18 protein-coding genes are annotated in these 17,173 nt (G+C 69.1%); 9 read left to right on the top strand and 9 right to left on the bottom strand.

Going from position 1 to position 17,173, the window contains the following annotated elements; all coding sequences use genetic code 11:
- Window positions 1-230 precede the first annotated feature (230 nt).
- The 3 genes from ACFYTS_RS07995 to ACFYTS_RS07985 all read left to right on the top strand — a co-directional run bounded on the left by ACFYTS_RS07995 (window position 231) and on the right by ACFYTS_RS07985 (window position 2,075).
- The gene (locus tag ACFYTS_RS07995; RefSeq protein ID WP_387302221.1) at window positions 231-845 is read left to right on the top strand and encodes a hypothetical protein; all 615 of its coding nucleotides are present in this window, start codon (window positions 231-233) and stop codon (window positions 843-845) included.
- 55 nt (window positions 846-900) lie between these two features.
- Complete coding sequence (locus ACFYTS_RS07990; protein ID WP_357281879.1) at window positions 901-1,449, top strand: hypothetical protein; 549 nt, start codon at window positions 901-903, stop codon at window positions 1,447-1,449.
- 269 nt (window positions 1,450-1,718) lie between these two features.
- On the top strand, window positions 1,719-2,075 hold the full coding sequence (locus tag ACFYTS_RS07985) for a hypothetical protein (RefSeq protein ID WP_357281881.1): 357 nt from the start codon (window positions 1,719-1,721) through the stop codon (window positions 2,073-2,075).
- Between the two features lie 102 nt (window positions 2,076-2,177).
- Here ACFYTS_RS07985 and ACFYTS_RS07980 read toward each other — a convergent pair whose 3' ends face one another.
- The 3 genes from ACFYTS_RS07980 to ACFYTS_RS07970 all read right to left on the bottom strand — a co-directional run bounded on the left by ACFYTS_RS07980 (window position 2,178) and on the right by ACFYTS_RS07970 (window position 4,665).
- The gene (locus ACFYTS_RS07980) at window positions 2,178-2,867 is read right to left on the bottom strand and encodes a response regulator transcription factor (protein ID WP_357090946.1); all 690 of its coding nucleotides are present in this window, start codon (window positions 2,865-2,867) and stop codon (window positions 2,178-2,180) included.
- Window positions 2,864-4,114 carry an ATP-binding protein gene (locus ACFYTS_RS07975; RefSeq protein WP_357281882.1) on the bottom strand — a complete coding sequence of 417 codons (1,251 nt, stop codon included), beginning with the start codon at window positions 4,112-4,114 and terminating at the stop codon, window positions 2,864-2,866. The genes ACFYTS_RS07980 and ACFYTS_RS07975 overlap by 4 nt, the downstream gene beginning before the upstream one ends.
- Before the next feature lie 164 nt (window positions 4,115-4,278).
- Window positions 4,279-4,665 carry a helix-turn-helix domain-containing protein gene (locus ACFYTS_RS07970; RefSeq protein ID WP_357090942.1) on the bottom strand — a complete coding sequence of 129 codons (387 nt, stop codon included), beginning with the start codon at window positions 4,663-4,665 and terminating at the stop codon, window positions 4,279-4,281.
- An 88-nt stretch (window positions 4,666-4,753) separates the two neighbouring features.
- On the opposite strand from ACFYTS_RS07970, the gene ACFYTS_RS07965 reads away from it, so the two are divergent.
- The 3 genes from ACFYTS_RS07965 (at window position 4,754) to ACFYTS_RS07955 (ending at window position 7,128) form a co-directional block, all read left to right on the top strand.
- Window positions 4,754-5,413 carry an NADPH-dependent F420 reductase gene (locus tag ACFYTS_RS07965; RefSeq protein WP_387302218.1) on the top strand — a complete coding sequence of 220 codons (660 nt, stop codon included), beginning with the start codon at window positions 4,754-4,756 and terminating at the stop codon, window positions 5,411-5,413.
- Window positions 5,414-5,447: 34 nt separating this feature from the next.
- Window positions 5,448-6,011 (top strand): TetR/AcrR family transcriptional regulator, encoded by a 564-nt coding sequence (locus ACFYTS_RS07960; protein WP_387302216.1) that lies wholly within the window; start codon window positions 5,448-5,450, stop codon window positions 6,009-6,011.
- 79 nt (window positions 6,012-6,090) lie between these two features.
- On the top strand, window positions 6,091-7,128 hold the full coding sequence (locus tag ACFYTS_RS07955) for a medium chain dehydrogenase/reductase family protein (protein WP_387302214.1): 1,038 nt from the start codon (window positions 6,091-6,093) through the stop codon (window positions 7,126-7,128).
- Window positions 7,129-7,219: 91 nt separating this feature from the next.
- Here ACFYTS_RS07955 and ACFYTS_RS07950 read toward each other — a convergent pair whose 3' ends face one another.
- From ACFYTS_RS07950 to ACFYTS_RS07925, 6 genes are all read right to left on the bottom strand, one after another.
- Window positions 7,220-9,268 carry a CocE/NonD family hydrolase gene (locus ACFYTS_RS07950; RefSeq protein ID WP_387302212.1) on the bottom strand — a complete coding sequence of 683 codons (2,049 nt, stop codon included), beginning with the start codon at window positions 9,266-9,268 and terminating at the stop codon, window positions 7,220-7,222.
- A gap of 305 nt (window positions 9,269-9,573) precedes the next feature.
- Window positions 9,574-10,311 (bottom strand): phosphoglyceromutase, encoded by a 738-nt coding sequence (locus ACFYTS_RS07945; protein WP_357281890.1) that lies wholly within the window; start codon window positions 10,309-10,311, stop codon window positions 9,574-9,576.
- Window positions 10,312-10,315: 4 nt separating this feature from the next.
- Window positions 10,316-11,197: an ROK family protein gene (locus ACFYTS_RS07940; RefSeq protein ID WP_387302210.1), complete on the bottom strand. Its 882-nt coding sequence runs from the start codon at window positions 11,195-11,197 to the stop codon at window positions 10,316-10,318.
- Window positions 11,198-11,328: 131 nt separating this feature from the next.
- Window positions 11,329-11,907, bottom strand: a complete 579-nt coding sequence (locus tag ACFYTS_RS07935; protein WP_357281893.1) for a YbjN domain-containing protein — start codon at window positions 11,905-11,907, stop codon at window positions 11,329-11,331.
- Window positions 11,904-13,307, bottom strand: a complete 1,404-nt coding sequence (mshA, locus tag ACFYTS_RS07930) for a D-inositol-3-phosphate glycosyltransferase (protein ID WP_357281895.1) — start codon at window positions 13,305-13,307, stop codon at window positions 11,904-11,906. Before mshA ends, ACFYTS_RS07935 begins: the two co-directional genes overlap by 4 nt.
- 101 nt (window positions 13,308-13,408) lie before the next feature.
- Window positions 13,409-14,233, bottom strand: coding sequence for an alpha/beta hydrolase (locus tag ACFYTS_RS07925; RefSeq protein ID WP_357281896.1), 825 nt, complete (start codon window positions 14,231-14,233; stop codon window positions 13,409-13,411).
- A 110-nt stretch (window positions 14,234-14,343) separates the two neighbouring features.
- Between ACFYTS_RS07925 and ACFYTS_RS07920 the strand changes: the two genes are divergently transcribed.
- The 3 genes from ACFYTS_RS07920 to ACFYTS_RS07910 all read left to right on the top strand — a co-directional run bounded on the left by ACFYTS_RS07920 (window position 14,344) and on the right by ACFYTS_RS07910 (window position 17,147).
- Entirely contained in the window at window positions 14,344-15,078 is a 735-nt protein-coding gene (locus tag ACFYTS_RS07920) for an SDR family NAD(P)-dependent oxidoreductase (protein ID WP_387302207.1), read from the top strand.
- A gap of 146 nt (window positions 15,079-15,224) precedes the next feature.
- Window positions 15,225-16,259 (top strand): 3-oxoacyl-[acyl-carrier-protein] synthase III C-terminal domain-containing protein, encoded by a 1,035-nt coding sequence (locus tag ACFYTS_RS07915; RefSeq protein ID WP_357281899.1) that lies wholly within the window; start codon window positions 15,225-15,227, stop codon window positions 16,257-16,259.
- A gap of 6 nt (window positions 16,260-16,265) precedes the next feature.
- Entirely contained in the window at window positions 16,266-17,147 is an 882-nt protein-coding gene (locus ACFYTS_RS07910) for a hypothetical protein (protein WP_387302205.1), read from the top strand.
- Window positions 17,148-17,173: the final 26 nt, after the last annotated feature.

The raw sequence follows: 17,173 nt of genomic DNA, 5'->3' as shown, positions 1-17,173 counted from the left end.
CCGCCGACCACCACCACGGTGCCCCCGACCACGACGACGGTTCCGCCGACCACGACGACCGAGCCGCCCAGCAGCACCACGACTCCGCCGACCACCACGACGACGCCGCCCACGACCACCACCAACCCCCCGAGCGGTGGCGGCACGGGTAGCGCCAACGGTCTGCCCTTCGGTCTCTGACCCCGCTCCGGACTCGTCTCCGAATTCCTTTGGTACACACAGGAGTACACATGCGCACCACCACCGTTCGCCGTCTCGGCGCCGGGTTGGCGGGCCTGGCCGTCATCGCCGGCGGGTCGCTGGCCGTGGCCACCCACGAGGCCCCCGAGGCCCACGCGACCGTCGACTCGATCACTATCTCGGGCTCGAACTGGACCGTCGGCCAGACCTACACCCTCTCCGCCAATCTGAGCGGCTGGGAGTTCGGCCTGCTCTGCTACTGGGAAGACAACGGCAACCCGATCACCGACCCGCCTTCCAAGGTGCCGTGGCCGGTGAACCACTCCAGCACCGACTGGACCCCCACCACGCCGGGCAAGCACACCATCACCCTGAAGCAGGGCAGCTCGACCAACACCCTGATCGTGAACGTCAGCAGCCCCACCACCACGCCGCCGACGACCACGACCACCGTGCCGCCGACGACCACGACCACGGTCCCGCCGACCACCACGACCACGGTGCCGCCGACCACGACCACCACGGTCCCCCCGACCACCACCACGACGGATCCGACCACCACGACGGCTCCGCCGACCACCACGACGACGCCGCCCACGACCACCACCAACCCCCCGAGCGGTGGCGGCACGGGTAGCGCCAACGGTCTGCCCTTCGGTCTCTGACCGATCTCCCCAATTCCCTTGGGGCACAAGCGCTAGTAACAACAGAGGAGTACCTATGCGCAGCAATTCTCCGGGCCGTGCGCTCGGAGCCGGGATGGCCGGTCTAGCCGTCGCCTCGGCAGCCGCGGTCGCGGTCGCCCTGGCGCCGGCGGCCAACGCCACCGTCGACGTGATCACGATTTCCGACACGGCGCCCGCGGTCGGGGGTACCTACACCCTGAGTGCGGATCTCTCCGGTGCGTCGTTCGGCCTGCTGGTGAACTGGAACGACAACGGCGTGAGCCTCACCGACGGCGTCGGCATCATCCCGTGGCCGGCGTACCACTCGAGCGTCACCTGGAAGCCCACCACGCCGGGCCAGCACATCATCACGGCGTCGCAGGGCAGCAGCACGCAGACCCTGATCGTGAACGTGTCGGGCGGCACCACCACCCCGCCGACCACCACGACCCCGCCGACCACCACCGCGCCGCCGACCACGACGGCACCGACCACCACCAAGCCGTCGACCGGCGGCGGTGGCAGCATCGGCTCCGGCAGTGCGACCGGTAGCGCGGGCAAGCTGGTGGGCGGTCTGCTGAGCGGCCTCTTCGGCAGCAGCTAGCGAATCGCCTCACGCGATCGGGCGTGTCGGGTTCTCCGGAACCCGGCACGCCCGTGCTCGTTTGTGGCGTGGGTCTCGCCGGTGCGGCGCGCGTCATAGTGTCCGGAAGGTGAACAAACGGTGCAGGTCGGAGACAATCCAATCAGGCTGCACAGAAGTATATTTCGCATAACCGCCGGTCCGATGACCTCGCGTTGTGAATAGCCGGAAGTGCCCACGACATCGATCCGCTATTGCGAATTCACCGGAACGTGTTAGACATCGTGGCCATGATCAAGAAAATCCTCGCCGTCTCCGCTCTGACCGCCGGTGCGGTTATCTCCATTGCCCCGCAGGCGTTCGCCGATAACACCGATCCGACCGCGTTCTCCGATCGCACCGCCGATTTCGTCGTGTACAACGACCCGGCCGTGCTGGGCGCCAAGGACGCCGGCAAGCAGATCGTGGTGAGCCCCTACGGCACCAGCCACACCATCGCCTGCCGCGGCAACGGCGCGGACGTCGCGTGGTACGACTGCATGCAGCAGGACAACCCCGGCCTGGGCTGGATCATCCTGGAGAAGCAGGAACTGCCCGGCATCGGCCCGGCGTGGGTCTACACCATGAAGTCCGACCCCAACGCGTAGTACACCGGCCGAACGGGTAAGCCCGGAAACTGGTCGGGGAGAAAGACGAAACCCGCCCGCTTCGTGAATTCGAAGCGGGCGGGTTCTGCGTTCTGGGCGGTCCTAGGCTTCGAGCTTGTAGCCCAGGCCGCGCACGGTGACCAGGTGCTCGGGCTTGGCCGGATCGGCTTCGATCTTCGAGCGCAGACGCTTCACGTGCACGTCGAGGGTCTTGGTGTCGCCGACGTAATCGGCGCCCCAGACGCGGTCGATGAGCTGGCCGCGGGTGAGCACGCGCCCGGAATTGCGCAGCAGGTATTCGAGCAGGTCGAATTCCTTGAGCGGCAGCGTCACCGCCTTGCCGTTCACCTGCACGGTGTGGCGGTCCACGTCCATGCGCACCGGCCCGGCCTCGAGCACCGCGGTCTCGCTGCCGTTGTCGGGCTCCTCGCCGGCGCCTCGGCGCAGCACGGCCCGGATGCGGGCGATCAGCTCGCGCGAGGAGTAGGGCTTGGTGACGTAGTCGTCGGCGCCCAGTTCCAGGCCGACCACCTTGTCGATCTCGCTGTCGCGCGCGGTCACCATGATGACCGGGACGCTGCCGCGCACCCGCAGCTGCTTGCACACGTCGGTGCCGCTCATGCCGGGGAGCATGAGGTCGAGCAAGACGATGTCCGCGCCCGAGCGGTCGAACTCGGCCAGCGCGGACGGGCCGTCGCCCACCACGGTGACCTCGAACCCCTCCTTGCGCAGCAGGAACGCGAGCGGATCGGCCAGCGACTCCTCGTCCTCGACGATCAGCACACTCGTCATCGGGTTGCCTCCACACCGTTGGTTCTGGCCCGCCCGAGGGGGCGCGTGCCGTTTTCCTTCTTGGCCACCGGAATGCCGGTGGCAAGTCTCTTGTCGACCTGCCCGTTGGAATCGGCAGGGTGGGCCGGGATACGCAGGGTGAACGTCGATCCGGTGCCCAGTTTGCTCCACAGGGTGATCTCACCGTTGTGGTTGGCGGCCACATGCTTGACGATAGCCAGCCCTAGGCCGGTACCACCGGTGGCACGCGAGCGCGCCTTGTCGGCCCGGAAGAAGCGTTCGAAGACGCGTTCCTGGTCTTCCTTGGAGATGCCGATGCCGCGGTCGGTGACGGCGATATTGATGTAGCCGCCGCGCAGCGCCCGGCTCACCGACACGTGGGAGCCGCGCGGGGAGTACGCGATGGCGTTCTCGACCAGGTTGGACAGCGCGGTCACCAGCAGGGTCTGGTCGCCGAGCACCTCGAGGCCGCTGCCCGCGTCGGTGGACACGGTGATGCCCGCGGCCTCGGCGGTGGTGCGGGAGCGCTCGATGGCCTGGGTGACCACGCTGTCGACGTCGACGGCCTCGAGCTCGGGCAGCCGTTCGGCGCCCTGCAGCCGCGACAGCGCGATCAGCTCGGTGACCATCTTGCCCATGCGGCGGGCCTCGCCGTGCAGGCGTTCACCGAAGTGCCGGACCGAGTCGGGATCGTCGGCGGATTCCAGCAACGCCTCGGCCAACAGGCTCATGGCCCCGACGGGGGTCTTGAGTTCATGGCTCACATTGGCGACGAAGTCGCGGCGGGTGGCCTCCATGCGGGCCTGTTCGGAGTCGTCGTCCGCGAACAGGACCACGAAGTTCGGATTCTCCTGCGAGAGCGGCCGGGCAACTCCTCGGACAGCGAGGCGGGCGCGGCCGGGCATGGGAATCTTGGCGGTCAGCTCGAACTCGACGTCCTGGCCCCCGGCCAGCACCTGTTCGACCGCCGCCCACGCGCGCTCGTCGAGCAGGCGGTCGTGGACCACGCCCAGCTCCTCGGCCCGCGGGTTGACCAGGACCACGTCCCGGTACTGGTCGACGACGGCGATGCCGGATTCGGACGCGAGCACGATCAGATCCAGCACCTGGGACATGGTCAGCCCGGTATCGGTGGCGGCGCGCATCCGCTCCTGACGAGCGTTCACATACGGAATGAGCAGTCCGCCGACGGCCAGTCCTACTACGGCCGCCAGGACTGCCAAAAGCACGGCCTGTGGAACGCTCACACTTTGAATCGTACGGTCGCCGACGCGGGGTCAAACCCCGGGTGCAGGAAGTTTCACGCAGGTCATGGGTCCTTCCACCCTCGTTAGCCCGGTGTTCACGCGATGTTCGGTCAGCGTGTCGCGGGAGCTGAGCGCCCCTGTGGCAACCGCTTTCGCGGCGACGGTCAGTCCTCCGGATCGCCGTAGAGGGCGGTGCGCACGGTGTCGCCGTGGCGGTCCGCCCACTCCCCCAGCGCGAAGATCGGAATCAGCAGATCACGGCCCGCGGGGGTCAGCGAATACTCAACGCGCGGTGGCGCTTCCGCGTATCGGCGATGTTCCAGCAATCCCATCGCCTGCATGCGCCGCAGCGTCTGGGTGAGCATCTTCTGACTGATGCCGCCGATGGCGCGCCGCAATTCCACGGGGCGCATCGGACCCTCACGAAGTGTGTAAACGATCACTGTCAGCCAGGAATTGCCGAATACGTCTACCGCCAGCCGCGCGGGGCAGTCCGATTCGCGGCCGCCGTATTCGGCGAACCGCACCGGTTCGATGCTCTCGACCGTCATGCCTCCACCCTGCCACCGCCATTGGGCACCCGGGAGTGCGCTTCGGAATTCCTAACGTCGTCACCACACGCCACACCAAGGAGATGACATGCGAATCGGAATCATCGGGGCCGGGCAGATGGCTCGCGCTCTCGGCGGCGGCTGGGCCGCGGCCGGGCACGAGATCGTGGTCGGCGCACGGACTTCCACGCGAGCGGCGGAGGCCGCCGCCGCGATCGGGTCCGGCGCCCGCCCCGCCACCGTGTCCGAGGCGGCGAATTTCGGCGACGCCACCCTGCTGGCCGTGCCGGTGGCCGCGTTGACGGACATCCTCACCGACCAGCGTGAGGCGCTCACCGGGCGCACTCTGATCGACTGCACCAATGCTTTCGCCCCGGACACCGGCGGCTTCGGTCTCTCCGAACCCGCGGTGGCCGAACGCATCTCGGCCGCGGTGCCCGGCGCCAAGGTCGTGAAGGCGTTCAACCTGCTGGCCGCCGAGGTGTGGGCGGGCGCTGATCGCGAATTCGACGGCCGCCCTGTGACGGTGCCGCTCTGCGGCGATGACGAGGCGGCGATCGCGCTCGTCTCCGGCCTCGCCGAGGACCTGAAGCTGCGCCCGATCCCCGCGGGCGGCCTGTCCCGGGCCCGATATCTGGAGGCGACCGCGGCTTTCGTGGTCGGCCTCTGGTTCGCCGGTCACGATGCCCGGGCCCTGTTCCCGCCGCTGGAAGCGGCCTTCGCCGTTCCCGACGAGTCGGAGGGCTAGCGGAGATCCCGAGAGTGAGTGTACAGTCACTCACATGAGCAGACGCGGGATCGCACTCTCGACTTCGGATGTTCGACGGGATGCCGTGCTGGACGCGGCGATCACCGAGTTCGCCAAGACGGGATTCCATGGGACGCCGATCAATACGGTCGCCGCCGCGGCCGGAATCTCACCCGCGTACGTGTTCAAGCTCTTCCCCAGCAAGGTGGAGTTGTTCGTCGCCGCCCTGGATCGCTGTTTCGAACGGGTCGAGGGCGCCCTGGCGACCGGCGCCGCCCGGACCCCGGGCGGCGATCCGGAGCAGGTCCTGTACGAGATGGGCGGGGCCTACGCCGAACTGATCGTGGACAAGAGCCTGCTCATGCTGCAGGTGCACGCCCTCTCGGCGGCCGATGTGCCCGATATCGCCGAGGCCGTGCGCCGCGGCCTGCGGCGGGTCACCGAGTTCGCCGAAACCCGTTCCGGCGCGACCGGCCGGCAGGTGCAGCGGTTCATGGCCTACGGGCAGTTGTGCCACCTGATCACGACCCTCGGCCTGGACGCCGGCGAAGGCGCCTGGGCCGCCACCCTTACCGCGGGCATCCGCCACTTCGACTGACCTCTCACGCCCTCGGACGAGGGCGTTTTCTTCAATCCAAGAGTGATTGACCGATCACACACCCGGAAGGGATCGACCCATGTCGAACATCATCGCCACCGAAGTAGTGCTGCCCGGACGCGTCGAGCCGGAGGGCCTGACCGTCACCACGCGCGAATTGCCGCAGCCCGGCCCCGGTGAGGCACTGGTCCGCATGGAGGCGACCGGGGTGTCCTTCGCCGAGCAGCAGATGCGGCGCGGCAAATACTATGACCAGCCCGCGTTTCCGTTCGTGCCCGGCTACGACGTCGTCGGCATGGTGGCGGCGGTCGGGGCCGGGGTCGATCCGGCCCTGATCGGCCGCCGGGTCGCGGCGCTGACCAAGATCGGCGGCTGGAGCAGCCATCTCGCGGTGCCCGCGGATGATCTGGTGCCGGTGCCGGAGGGCCTGGCCGCGGACGCCGCGGAGACCTTCGTCGTGAACGGCATCACCGCCTGGCAGATGCTGCATCGGAAGGCGAAAGCCCGTGCGGGGCAGACCATCCTGGTGCACGGCGCGAACGGTGGCGTCGGGTCGACGCTCGTGCAACTGGCGCGCGCGGCGGGAATCCGCGTGATCGGGACCGCCTCGGCGCGCAATGCCGACGCGGTCGCCGAGCTCGGCGCCCTGCCGGTGGACTATCGCGGGGATGTGGCCGCCCAGGTGCGGGCGCTGGCGCCGGGCGGGGTGGACGCCGTCTTCGATCATGTCGGCGGCCCCGGCATCGTGGACTCGTTCGCGCTGCTCGCGCCCGGTGGCACCCTCGTCTCCTACGGCAGCGCCGCCACCAAGGACGAGGAGGGCAATTCCCGGCTGCCGGTGCTGAAGCTGTTCGCCCGCCTACTGTGGTGGAATGCGCTGCCCAACAACCGGAGCGCGTCCTTCTACAACATCTGGGCGGGCCGCCGGCGGCGTTCCCGGTTCCGGTCGCGCCTCGCGACGGACCTGGGCGCGGTGCTCGACCTCGCCGAGCGCGGCGCGCTGCACCCGCAGATCGCGGCCCGAATCCCGTTACGGGAGGCCGCCCGGGCACTCACCCTCGCCGAATCCGGCACCGTCACCGGCAAAGTCGTGATCGTCGCCGACCCCGAGTCCTGAGACGCCTGACCGCATGCGGCCGGAAAGAAAAAAAACCCCGGGCGTGCACGCCGTTGTGCACGCTCGGGGATTCAATCCCGGTAGGGCGGTGTCACCAGCCGGTGTTGCCGCGGACCGGGATGTTCACGAAGCTCGGACGGTCCGGGTCGAGCTGCAGGTGCTGCGGCCTGAGACCGGTGTCGATGAGCATCGGGAGGATGGGCAGGCCCTTGGGGAAGTTGCCCGCGAACACGTCCACGCGCAGGCGGTGGCCCGGCTGCAGGACGGCCTGGGTGCCGCCGAGGGCGATGTCGAGGGTGGTGGCCTCGCCGGGCACGGTCTCCTGGCGCTTGTCCAGCGAGGTGAAGGCGCGCGGGTCGGTGTAGTCGCCGTTCGGGGAGCGGCTGCTGCGGTCCTCGTCGACCTGGCGCAGCGAGGCCATGAGCTCGCCGGAGGTCAGCACGGTGGACTGGCCGTCGGGGGCGACGTCGTTGACGGTGACGGTCCAGTAGCCGTCGGCGGCGTCCTGAACGGTATTGAGGTGCACCGCGATCGGGCCCGAGATGGTGGTGGCCTCGGCGACCGGCGCGCTGGTGAAGGTGAGCGCGTTGGTCTCGGCGACGCGGGAGTCCTTGGAGCAGCCGTCGATCAGGTTGAGGATGCCCGCGGTGGCCTGGGCGGCGTCGTTGGAGCAGACGGTGGACAGGCCGGGCGCGACGGTGAGCCGGTCACCGTCGCTGTTGGCGGCCGCGGTGAGCGAGCCGTCGTGCAGGCTGTTCGCGGTGCCGGAGGGCTGCGCGGAGAAGTACATGCGCCGGTAGTCGGCGGCCTCGGAAGCCGGTGCGGTGGGCCCGAATCCGCCCTGGGTGTTCCAGCCGCCGCCCTGCGTCTTGAGGGTCACCGGCCCGTAGGCGTCGATGCCGTTGTCGATGCCCTTGAGCCACTTGTCGAACCAGGCGCGCTGCAGCACGTCCAGGCGCGGCGGGGCGCCGACGCGGTTGACGTCCGCACCGGAGGTGACGTGGTAGGTGTTGCCCATGAGCAGCTGCTTCTGGCCGGGCGGCAGCGGAATCTGGTTGTAGATCTTGGATTCCGAGTAGGTGAACAGGTCGTGCCAGCCGCCGGTGACGAAGGTCGGGATCTGGATGCGGCTGGGGTCGCCGAGCCAGTCCTGGCGGTCCTGGGTGAACCCGTTGAGCATGTCCTTCACGCGCGGGTCGAGGCTGTCCATGGTGGTGGAGGTGTAGGCCGACATCAGCACGTCGAGGTAGCCGAAGGGGTCGTTGACACGATCCTGCAACCACTTGAAGTCGAAGGTGCCCGCGGCGATGGAGGCCAGGTCCGGCACCCACTTGAGGCCGTTGATGGCGCTCAGCCACAGCGGGATGAAGTTGAAACCGAAGCCGCCGCCGGGCGCGAGCACGTCGTCGATGAGGTCGCTGCCGGGCACGATCGGGAAGATGGCCTTCAGCGCGGGCGGCTGCTTCTCGGCGGCCTGCACCTGGTTGATGGCGCTGTAGGACAGCCCGCTCATGCCGATACGGCCGTTGGACCAGCGCTGCCTGGACGCCCAGTCGATGGTCTCGACGGTGTCCTGCTGTTCGCGGCCGCGCAGCATGTCCCATTCGCCCTGCGAGAATCCGGTGCCGCGCACGTCCACGACGACCTGCGTGTACCCGGACTTGATGAGCTGGCGGTCGACGGAGAAGTTGCGGAGTTCGCCGTTGCCCGCCGCGTTCAGCAGTTCACCGAAGCCGGTGAGCGGAGTGCCGTCGAGGTGGATGTTGCGGAAGACGTTCAGAAGCGCGTCGGACAGGCCCGGAATGGAGAAGGCGCTGTCGGCGACGTTCGACACCAGCTTGGTGTAGGGCGTCATGTTCAGCACGGTCGGCGTCGGGGTGTCGACGGGTCGGCCCGCGGCGTCGGCCGGGTGGTAGACGTTGCCCTTGAGGACGGTGCCGTCACTCATGGTGATCGGGACGTCCCATTCGATGAAGACGTTGGGGTACTGCTGCGGCCCGTCCTCGGCGGCGGTCCAGGCGGCGCCGGCGGCGCCGCCATCGGGTCCGGTCGGGATGATGGCATCGGCGGTGATGCCGGTCAAAGGCAGGAGCAGAGCGGCCGTGGCGGCTAAAACCGTGGCCTGTAGCGCGTGCTTCATCGAACGTGATCTACCTCTCGCAGGTGGTCGAACGCCCAGCAGCATATCTACCGCACAGTAAGTTGCAAACCCCGGTTACAGATACATCTTCGAATTGCCGACACTATGGCAAATTGTTTTGCGCGACATGGAAATACCTTACGGTCGCGTAGTGAGACGCCTATCACACTGGAATGTATTGATGACAATGGCCCGCCCAATGTCATTGGGCGGGCCATTGTTTCGGGGGTTTCAGGCCGAAGCCTCCCCGGGCGTTTCGAGGGTTTCAGGGGCGAAGCCCCCGAGAGTTACGAGAGTTGTCCTCTCTATTTCCCGCCCTGGTTCGCGACGGCGGCGGCGCCGGCCGCGGCGGCCTCCGGGTCGAGGTAGACACCGGCGCCGAGCGGGCGCAGGTTCTCGTCGAGCTCGTACTTCAGCGGAATGCCGGTCGGAATGTTCAGCCCGGCGATGTCCTCGTCGGAGATGTTCTCCAGGTGCTTCACCAGCGCGCGCAGCGAATTACCGTGCGCGGCAACCAGAACGGTCTTGCCGGAACGCACATCGGTCGCGATGGTGTCCTCCCAGTACGGGACCATCCGGGCGACGACGTCCTTGAGGCACTCGGTCGCGGGGACCTCGATGCCCGCGTAGCGCGGGTCGCCGTCCTGGCTGTACTCGCTGTCGACCTCGATCGGCGGCGGCGGGGTGTCGTAGCTGCGGCGCCACAGCATGAACTGGTCCTCGCCGTACTGCTCCTTGATCTCCGCCTTGTTCTTGCCCTGGAGAGCGCCGTAGTGGCGCTCGTTCAGACGCCAGTCGCGAACCACCGGAATCCAGTGGCGGTCGCAGGCGTCGAGGGCGTTGTTGGCGGTGCTGATCGCGCGGCGCAGCAGCGAGGTGTAGACGATGTCCGGCAGAATCCCGTGCTCGGCGAGCAGCTCGCCGGCGCGCTTGCCTTCCGCGACACCCTTGTCGGTGAGGCGAACATCCACCCAGCCGGTGAACAGGTTGAGGGCATTCCATTCGCTCTCGCCGTGGCGCAGCAAAACGAGGGTGTACGTCATGGGGTCATCCTCCCACGAGCAGCGCCGCGCCCCGCAGGGTGGCCTGATCAGTGAGTTCGGAGGGAACGACCCGCAGTTCCCGCAGGAAGCGCAGGCGGGCGTGACCGAGCGCCGCCGCGCGCAGCGGCTGCCACAGCGGCTCCCCGGACTGCGCGAAGCCGCCGCCGATGACGACCAGATCGGTGTCGAGCAACGCGGCCGCGGAGGCGACCGCGGTCCCGATGGCGGCGCCGGCCCGGGCGAGGGCTTCCATGGCGAGCGGCTCCCCGTCGCGCGCGGCCTGCGCCAGTTCCACTCCGGTCTGGCCCTCCCACCCCTGCCGCCGGGCCCAGCGCACCGCGGACTTGCCGCTGCCGACGGCCTCCACGCAGCCGAATCCACCGCAGGCGCAGGGCTCTTCGTTGCCGGGCACCACGATGTGGCCGACGTGTCCGGCATTGCCGGTGCGGCCCATGACGACCCGGCCGTCACTGATGATCCCGCCGCCGATGCCCGAGGACACGGTCAGGCAGAGCGCGTTGGTCGCGCCGCGCGCCGCGCCGAGCCGGTGTTCGGCCAGCGCCAGGCAGGCCCCGTCGAGGGCGAAGCGAATCTCGGCCGCGGGGAACACTTTCCGCACCGCGTCGACCACGGGGAAGCCGTCGGCCCATTCCGGAATATTGAGCGGACCGCACACCCCGGCGGTGACGTCCACCGGGCCCGCGGACCCGATCCCGACCGCGGTCACCGTTTCCCCGGCGGCCACGGTGCTCAATAGTTCACGGCAGGCCGCCCACACCCCGGATTCGGGTACAGCGACGCGTCGGGGTTTCTCGGGCGCACCCGTCGAATCGACCAGGGCGGCCGCGAATTTGGTCGCTCCGATATCCAGCGCAAGCGCCACCATGACTCCCCCGCCTCTCCGAGACTTCAGCGCACGGCTCAGATTCGTCCGGGTTGGCATTGCGTGCCCGCGGTGGTGAGCCGAACCTGGTGTGGACGTCCCGACAAGTTACCCGACCGGCACGAAATCAGTTCTCACCCTGGCATACGGGGCAGCGTGTCGGCGTCCTCGATGAGGTGTTCGAAGGCGCGCAGATTCTTCAGCGATTCGCCGCGCGAGACCCGCCATTTCCATTCCTTGCGAATGGATTCGGCGAAGCCGAGTTCGAGCAGGGTGTTGAAGTCGGCGTCGACGGCCTCGAGGATCTGGCCGAACCAGCGGTCCAGTTCGTCGGAGGTGACGCGGTCGTTGGACATGCGCCCGACCAGGTAGATGTCGCCGACCCGGTCGATGGTGTAGGCGACGCCGTAGAGGCGGCGATTGCGGCGCAGCAGGAATTTGTAGACGCCCTCGAAGTTCTCGTCGGGCTTGCGGCAGACGAAGGATTCCATCCGCACGCCGTGCTTGCCGACGCCGACGCCGATGACGGTCTTGAGCTTGCGCTCGCCGGGCAGCACCACCGCGAACAGGTCGGGCGCCTCGCGCGAGTACTCGATCTCGCGGTCGCGGAGCGTGTCGTCGATGAGTTGCGCCGTGGCCCGGGCGGTTTCGTCGTTCAAACCACCGCTGCTGGCGTGCGGGCGCGGCGTCCAGTCGCGCTCGAACTCACTCATCTGCGTACCGCTCCCGTCCGCCGCCGCCATGCCAGGTCAGCCTCCCCGCGTGCCGACCTCGGGCTGACCGCCGGCCGTGTCAGTGCTCTTGCGCGATCAGTATGCAGGCTACCGCGCACCCGATTGCCCCGAGCCTGCGACAACGCGGCCGAGTAGCTGTCCAGCAGCCCGTCGGCGGTGTGCGCCCAGGAGAAGTTGGCCGCGTGCTCGACGGCCGCCGCACCCATGAGTTCGAGCCGGACCGGGTCGTCGAGCATGCTGCGCAGCGCGTCCGCCCAGTCCGGTGTCCGGTGGCCGGGAACCAGCAGGCCGGAGACGCCGTCGCGGACGGCGGTGCCGAGCCCGCCCACGTCCGCGGCCAGCACCGGGGTGCCGCTGGCCTGCGCTTCGATGGCGACCAGGCCGAAAGACTCGTTGTAGCTGGGCACCGCGACCAGGTCGGCGGCGCGGTACACCTGCACCAGCCGGTGCGCGGGCTGTGGCGGCAGGAAGGTGACGCGATCCGAGATGCCCAGGGCCGCAGCGAGTTCGATGAGCGCGTTGGGCCGTTCCAGCCCGCTGCCGGAGGGCCCGCCCACGATCACCACGCGCAGCGGCCGCGTGGGCGGCACCGGCTGCGCGGCCTCCTCGGCGAGCAGGTGCGCGGCGGCGCGAACCAGCACGTCGGGGGCCTTGAGCGGCTGGATGCGGCCGATGAAGGCGACGATCCGCTCGTCGGCGCGCAGGCCGAGCTCGGCGCGGGCGGCGAGCTTGTCGCCGGGGTGATAGCGGCTCAGGTCGGCGCCGGGCAGCACCACGTCGATGTGCTCGGGGTCGGCGCCGTAGAGCTCCACGAGCTGGCGGGCCTCCTCGCCGGTGTTGGCGACCAGCCGGTCGGCCTCGGCGACGATCTGCTTCTCGCCGATCTCGCGGACCGCGGGCTCGGGGCAGTCGCCCTCGGCCAGGAAGGCGTTCTTGACCGCGGCCAGGGTGTGCGCGGTGTGCACCATCGGCACCCGCCAGCGGTCCCGCGCGAGCCATCCGACCTGGCCGGACAGCCAGTAGTGCGAGTGGATCAGGTCGTAGTGGCCGGGCAGGTTGCGCGCCTCGGTGCGCAACACCTCCGCGGCGAAGGGGCACAGCTGGGTGGGCAGGTCGAACTTGTCGAGCCCCTCGAAGGGCCCGGCGACCACATTGCGGACCAGCACGCCGGGCGCGGCCTCGACGACGGGTTCGTCATTGGAGGAGGTGGCGCGGGTGAAGATCTCCACCTCGGTGCCGCGGCGGGCCAGTTCGAGGGCGGTCTGCAGAACGTAGACGTTCATGCCGCCCGCATCGCCCGTTCCGGGCTGCGCCAAGGGCGACGTATGCACCGATAGCACGGCAATCCGATTGGGCCGTAGCTCCGGGCGTTGACTCACCACTCCAGTGTGCACGGGGGTTACAACGCCCCATGCACGGGTTACCTTCCCAAGTGACCTGACTCACAAGGATATTCGTCGATGTGAATGCAATACCGCTATCACCGCAGGTCTCGCGCGAAAGCGGCGATTTCGGCGGCGAATCGCTCCGGATCCTCGATGAACAGACCGTGCTGGGCGCCCTCCCAGTACGAGGTCCGCACGTCGGGCGCGGAGGCGGCGATGTGGCGGCCGTTCTCGATGGGAACCACCGGGTCAGCGGTGCCGTGCAGCACCAGCACGGGGATGTCGAGGCCGCGCAGGGTGTCGGTGTTGTCGACCGTCCGGTAGAACAGCGCCTTGCGGACCCGGGGCAGCGTGGCGATGCTGCCGCCGAACAGCCGCTGGGCGTCCACGCCCTTGTCCCGGCCGGGGCCGGTATTGGCATTGCCGAAGGCGGCGAAACCGCGCATGGCCTTGCCCGCGCTCTCGTCGAACACGTCGGGAATGGCCTTGGCCATGCCGGGCCCGGTCTCCGCGCCGGGCACGCCGCGGCCGATATTGGCCTGCGAACCGGTGTAGACGACGCCCGCGAGGGCCGCGGTGCCGTGCGCGGTGAGGTAGTCGGAGGCGACGATGCCGCCGTACGACCAGCCCAGCAGCAGCGCGCCGGCGGTGATGTCCTCGGCCGCGAACACGGCGGCGACATCGGCGGCCCAGTTCTTCGGATCGTCGTAGCCGGTCGCGGGGGCGTCGGAGTAGCCGTGCCCGCGCAGGTCCACCGCGATCACCCGGAACTGCTCGGCGAGCAGGTCGGCCGAGCGTCCCCAGCAGCACAGATTCCCCGACCAGCCGTGCAGCAGCACCAGCGGCCGCGCCCCTTCCGGACCCGTCACCCGGTAAACGATGGTCGTGCCGTCCGCGCTCACTGCTTCCCGAATCGCCATAGGAGTGAGGCTAACCGGCAGCGCCGCCGGGATCTCGCCCCCGCCGCGGCGCCTGCGGCGGGCGCGGGCCGAGAAGGGGCAGGCCAGGGCTTCTGCCTAAGCTCGGAGGCATGAGCACTCGTACCGCTGTGGTGACCGGAGCCAGTTCGGGTATCGGCGAGGCAACCGCCCGCGAACTCGCCAAGCAGCGGTACCACGTCTACGTGGGCGCACGGCGGGTGGAGCGGCTGGAGAAGCTGGCCGAGGAGATCGGCGGCACCCCGCTGGCCCTGGACGTGACCGACGAGGAGTCGGTGCGCGCGTTCACCGAGGCGGTCGAGCGGTGCGACGTGCTGGTCAACAATGCCGGTGGCGCGAAGGGCCTGGCCCCGGTGCTCGAGGCCGATCTGGACGACTGGCGCTGGATGTGGGAGACCAATGTGCTGGGCACGCTGCGGCTCACCAAGGCGCTGCTGCCCAAGCTGATCGCCTCCGGCGACGGCCTGATCGTCACCATCACCTCGATCGCCGCCTTCCACGCCTACGACAACGGGTCCGGGTACACCTCGGCCAAGCACGCGCAGGCGGTGCTGCACCGGACGCTGCGCGGTGAGCTGCTCGGGCAGCCGGTGCGGCTGACCGAGATCGCGCCGGGCGCGGTGGAGACGGAGTTCTCGCTGGTGCGGTTCGCGGGTGACGCCGAGCGTGCGGCGAGTGTGTATCAGGGCATCGATCCGCTGGTGGCGCAGGACATCGCGGAAGTGGTGGGTTTCGTGGCGTCCCGCCCGCCGCACGTCAATCTGGACACCATCACGGTGACGCCGCGGGATCAGGCCGGGCCGGGGCGTTTCGCGCGTCGTTCCTGACCGTGGTGCGCGGCGCGGCGTAGTTGCGTTGCCCCGCATCGCAGTTCACGGCCCCCATGATCTGAATCACGGATTCTTCAAAATCGGAATCCGCGCGCCGGCCGCTGCTAGCGTCCCCCGCAACCGAGGGCGGCTTGGAGCGAAACATGGTGAGATCACGCATCGAGGCGGTCGGGTCGTACCTGCCCGCCACCGAGATATCGACCGCGGAGCTGCTGGCCCAGCTGGCCGTCGACTCCCCCATCGACCTGGAGCGGATCAGCGGCGTGCGGCACCGCCGCCGCTGCGCCGAGGACGAGGACTCCTTCACCGTGGCGATGGCCGCGGCCCGGACCGCCCTCGACAATTCCCGCTACGACGCCGCCGATCTGGATGTCGTCATCTCCTGCTCCATCACGCGTATTCGCGGTGACGAATTCTGCGTGGAACCCTCGTTCGCGCTCATGCTACGCAACGAACTCGGCGCGACCGGAGCCATCCATTTCGACGTCTCCAATGCCTGCGCGGGCATGATGAGCGGAGTTCTGGTGCTGGACCGGATGATTCGCGCGGGAATGGTGCGGCGCGGCCTGGTGGTCTCCGGCGAGTACATCACCCCGATCTCCGATACCGCGGTGCGCGAGATGTCGGAGAAATACGATCCGCAGTTCGCGTCCCTCACCGTCGGCGACGGCGCGGCCGCGGTGGTGCTGGACGGCGACGGCACCGCCGACGAGGGCATCGACTACGTCGAACTCAATACCAGCGCCGGATTCGCGCAGTTGTGCCTGGGCATGCCGAGCGACCGCAGTTCCGGTATCGCGCTCTACACCGACAACCGGGCCATGCACAACGAGGCCCGCTATCTGCTGTGGACCACCCGGCAGCGGGACTTCCTGGCCGCGCGGGGCAGCGATTTCGCGGCGGAGGGCTACGACCACGTGATCCACCATCAATTCAGCGCGCCCGCGGTGGAATTGGTGTCCAAGATCGCCGAACGCGAATTCGACGCCCCGATACCGCCCGCGCTCATGGTGCTGGACCGGTACGGCAACACCGCGTCGACCTCGCATTTCGTGGTTTTACATGACGCGCTCAAACAACAGCGGATAGCGTCCGGGGCGAAAGTACTGATGGTCCCCGCGGCTTCCGGCGTCGTGGCCGGGTTTCTGTCGGTGACGCTCGGCGACCTGCGGGTGTGATGCGGTATGGGAATCGTGATTTCTTCCATCGTCACCGAAATCGGTGGCGGCAGTTCGATCGAGCAGGCGGCGGCCGCCGCGCGCCGGGCCATCGCGGAGGCGGGCAGCACGCCCGAGCGGATCGACGCGCTGATCAACACCGGCGTCTACCGCGACTCCAACATGGTGGAACCGGCCATGTCCGCGCTGATCCAGCAGCAGGTGGGCATCGGGCTGGAGTATCGCAGCGGCGATGTGCCCTGCCTGTCCTTCGACCTGATGAACGGGGCCTGCGGCATTCTCAATGCCATCCAGGTCGGTCAGGCGCTGCTGGAGGCGCCGACCGTCCACCAGGTGCTACTGGTATCCGGCGACGCGCACCCGTCGACATCGCCGCGGCCGCAGCCGGGTTTCCCGATCAAGCCGGTGGGTGCGGCCATGCTGCTGGAGAAGGCCGCGGGCCCGGCCGGATTCGGGGCGCTGCACATCAGCGCCACCGACGGACGGCCCGCGTCGGAGGGATTCGTGCGGCTCCCGGAGATGGGGACGACCGGCCGGTCCGCCATCACGGTGCACCGCCCCGCCGACGTCGAAGCGCTCCTGCGCCACGCGGTCTCGGCCGCGACCGAAGCCCTCGAGGTGGCGGACGCGCCCCTGGACCGCACGATGCTGATCTGCGGGCGACCCACCCCCGACTTCCCGGCCCGGCTCGCCGAGCGCTTGGGCATCGCCCCCGAGGCGGTCAGCGCCGACGACTCCGGCGGCGACGCCCACACCTCGGCCTTGCCCGTCGCGTTCCTGGCGGCCCGCGACAGCGGCGGTCTCGACCACGCCGCCGTAGCCTTGTTCGTGGCCGCCGGGGCGGGCCCGTCGGCCGCCGCCATCGCGTACCGCCTGCCGAAACCGTAAGTCGCGGTAAGTAATTCCGCCGGGAG

Source organism: Nocardia sp. NPDC004151 (assembly GCF_042874235.1).
GTDB lineage: Bacteria > Actinomycetota > Actinomycetes > Mycobacteriales > Mycobacteriaceae > Nocardia.
The sequence above is the reverse complement of the archived record's forward strand: the minus strand, read 5'-3'. Positions and strand labels throughout refer to the sequence as shown.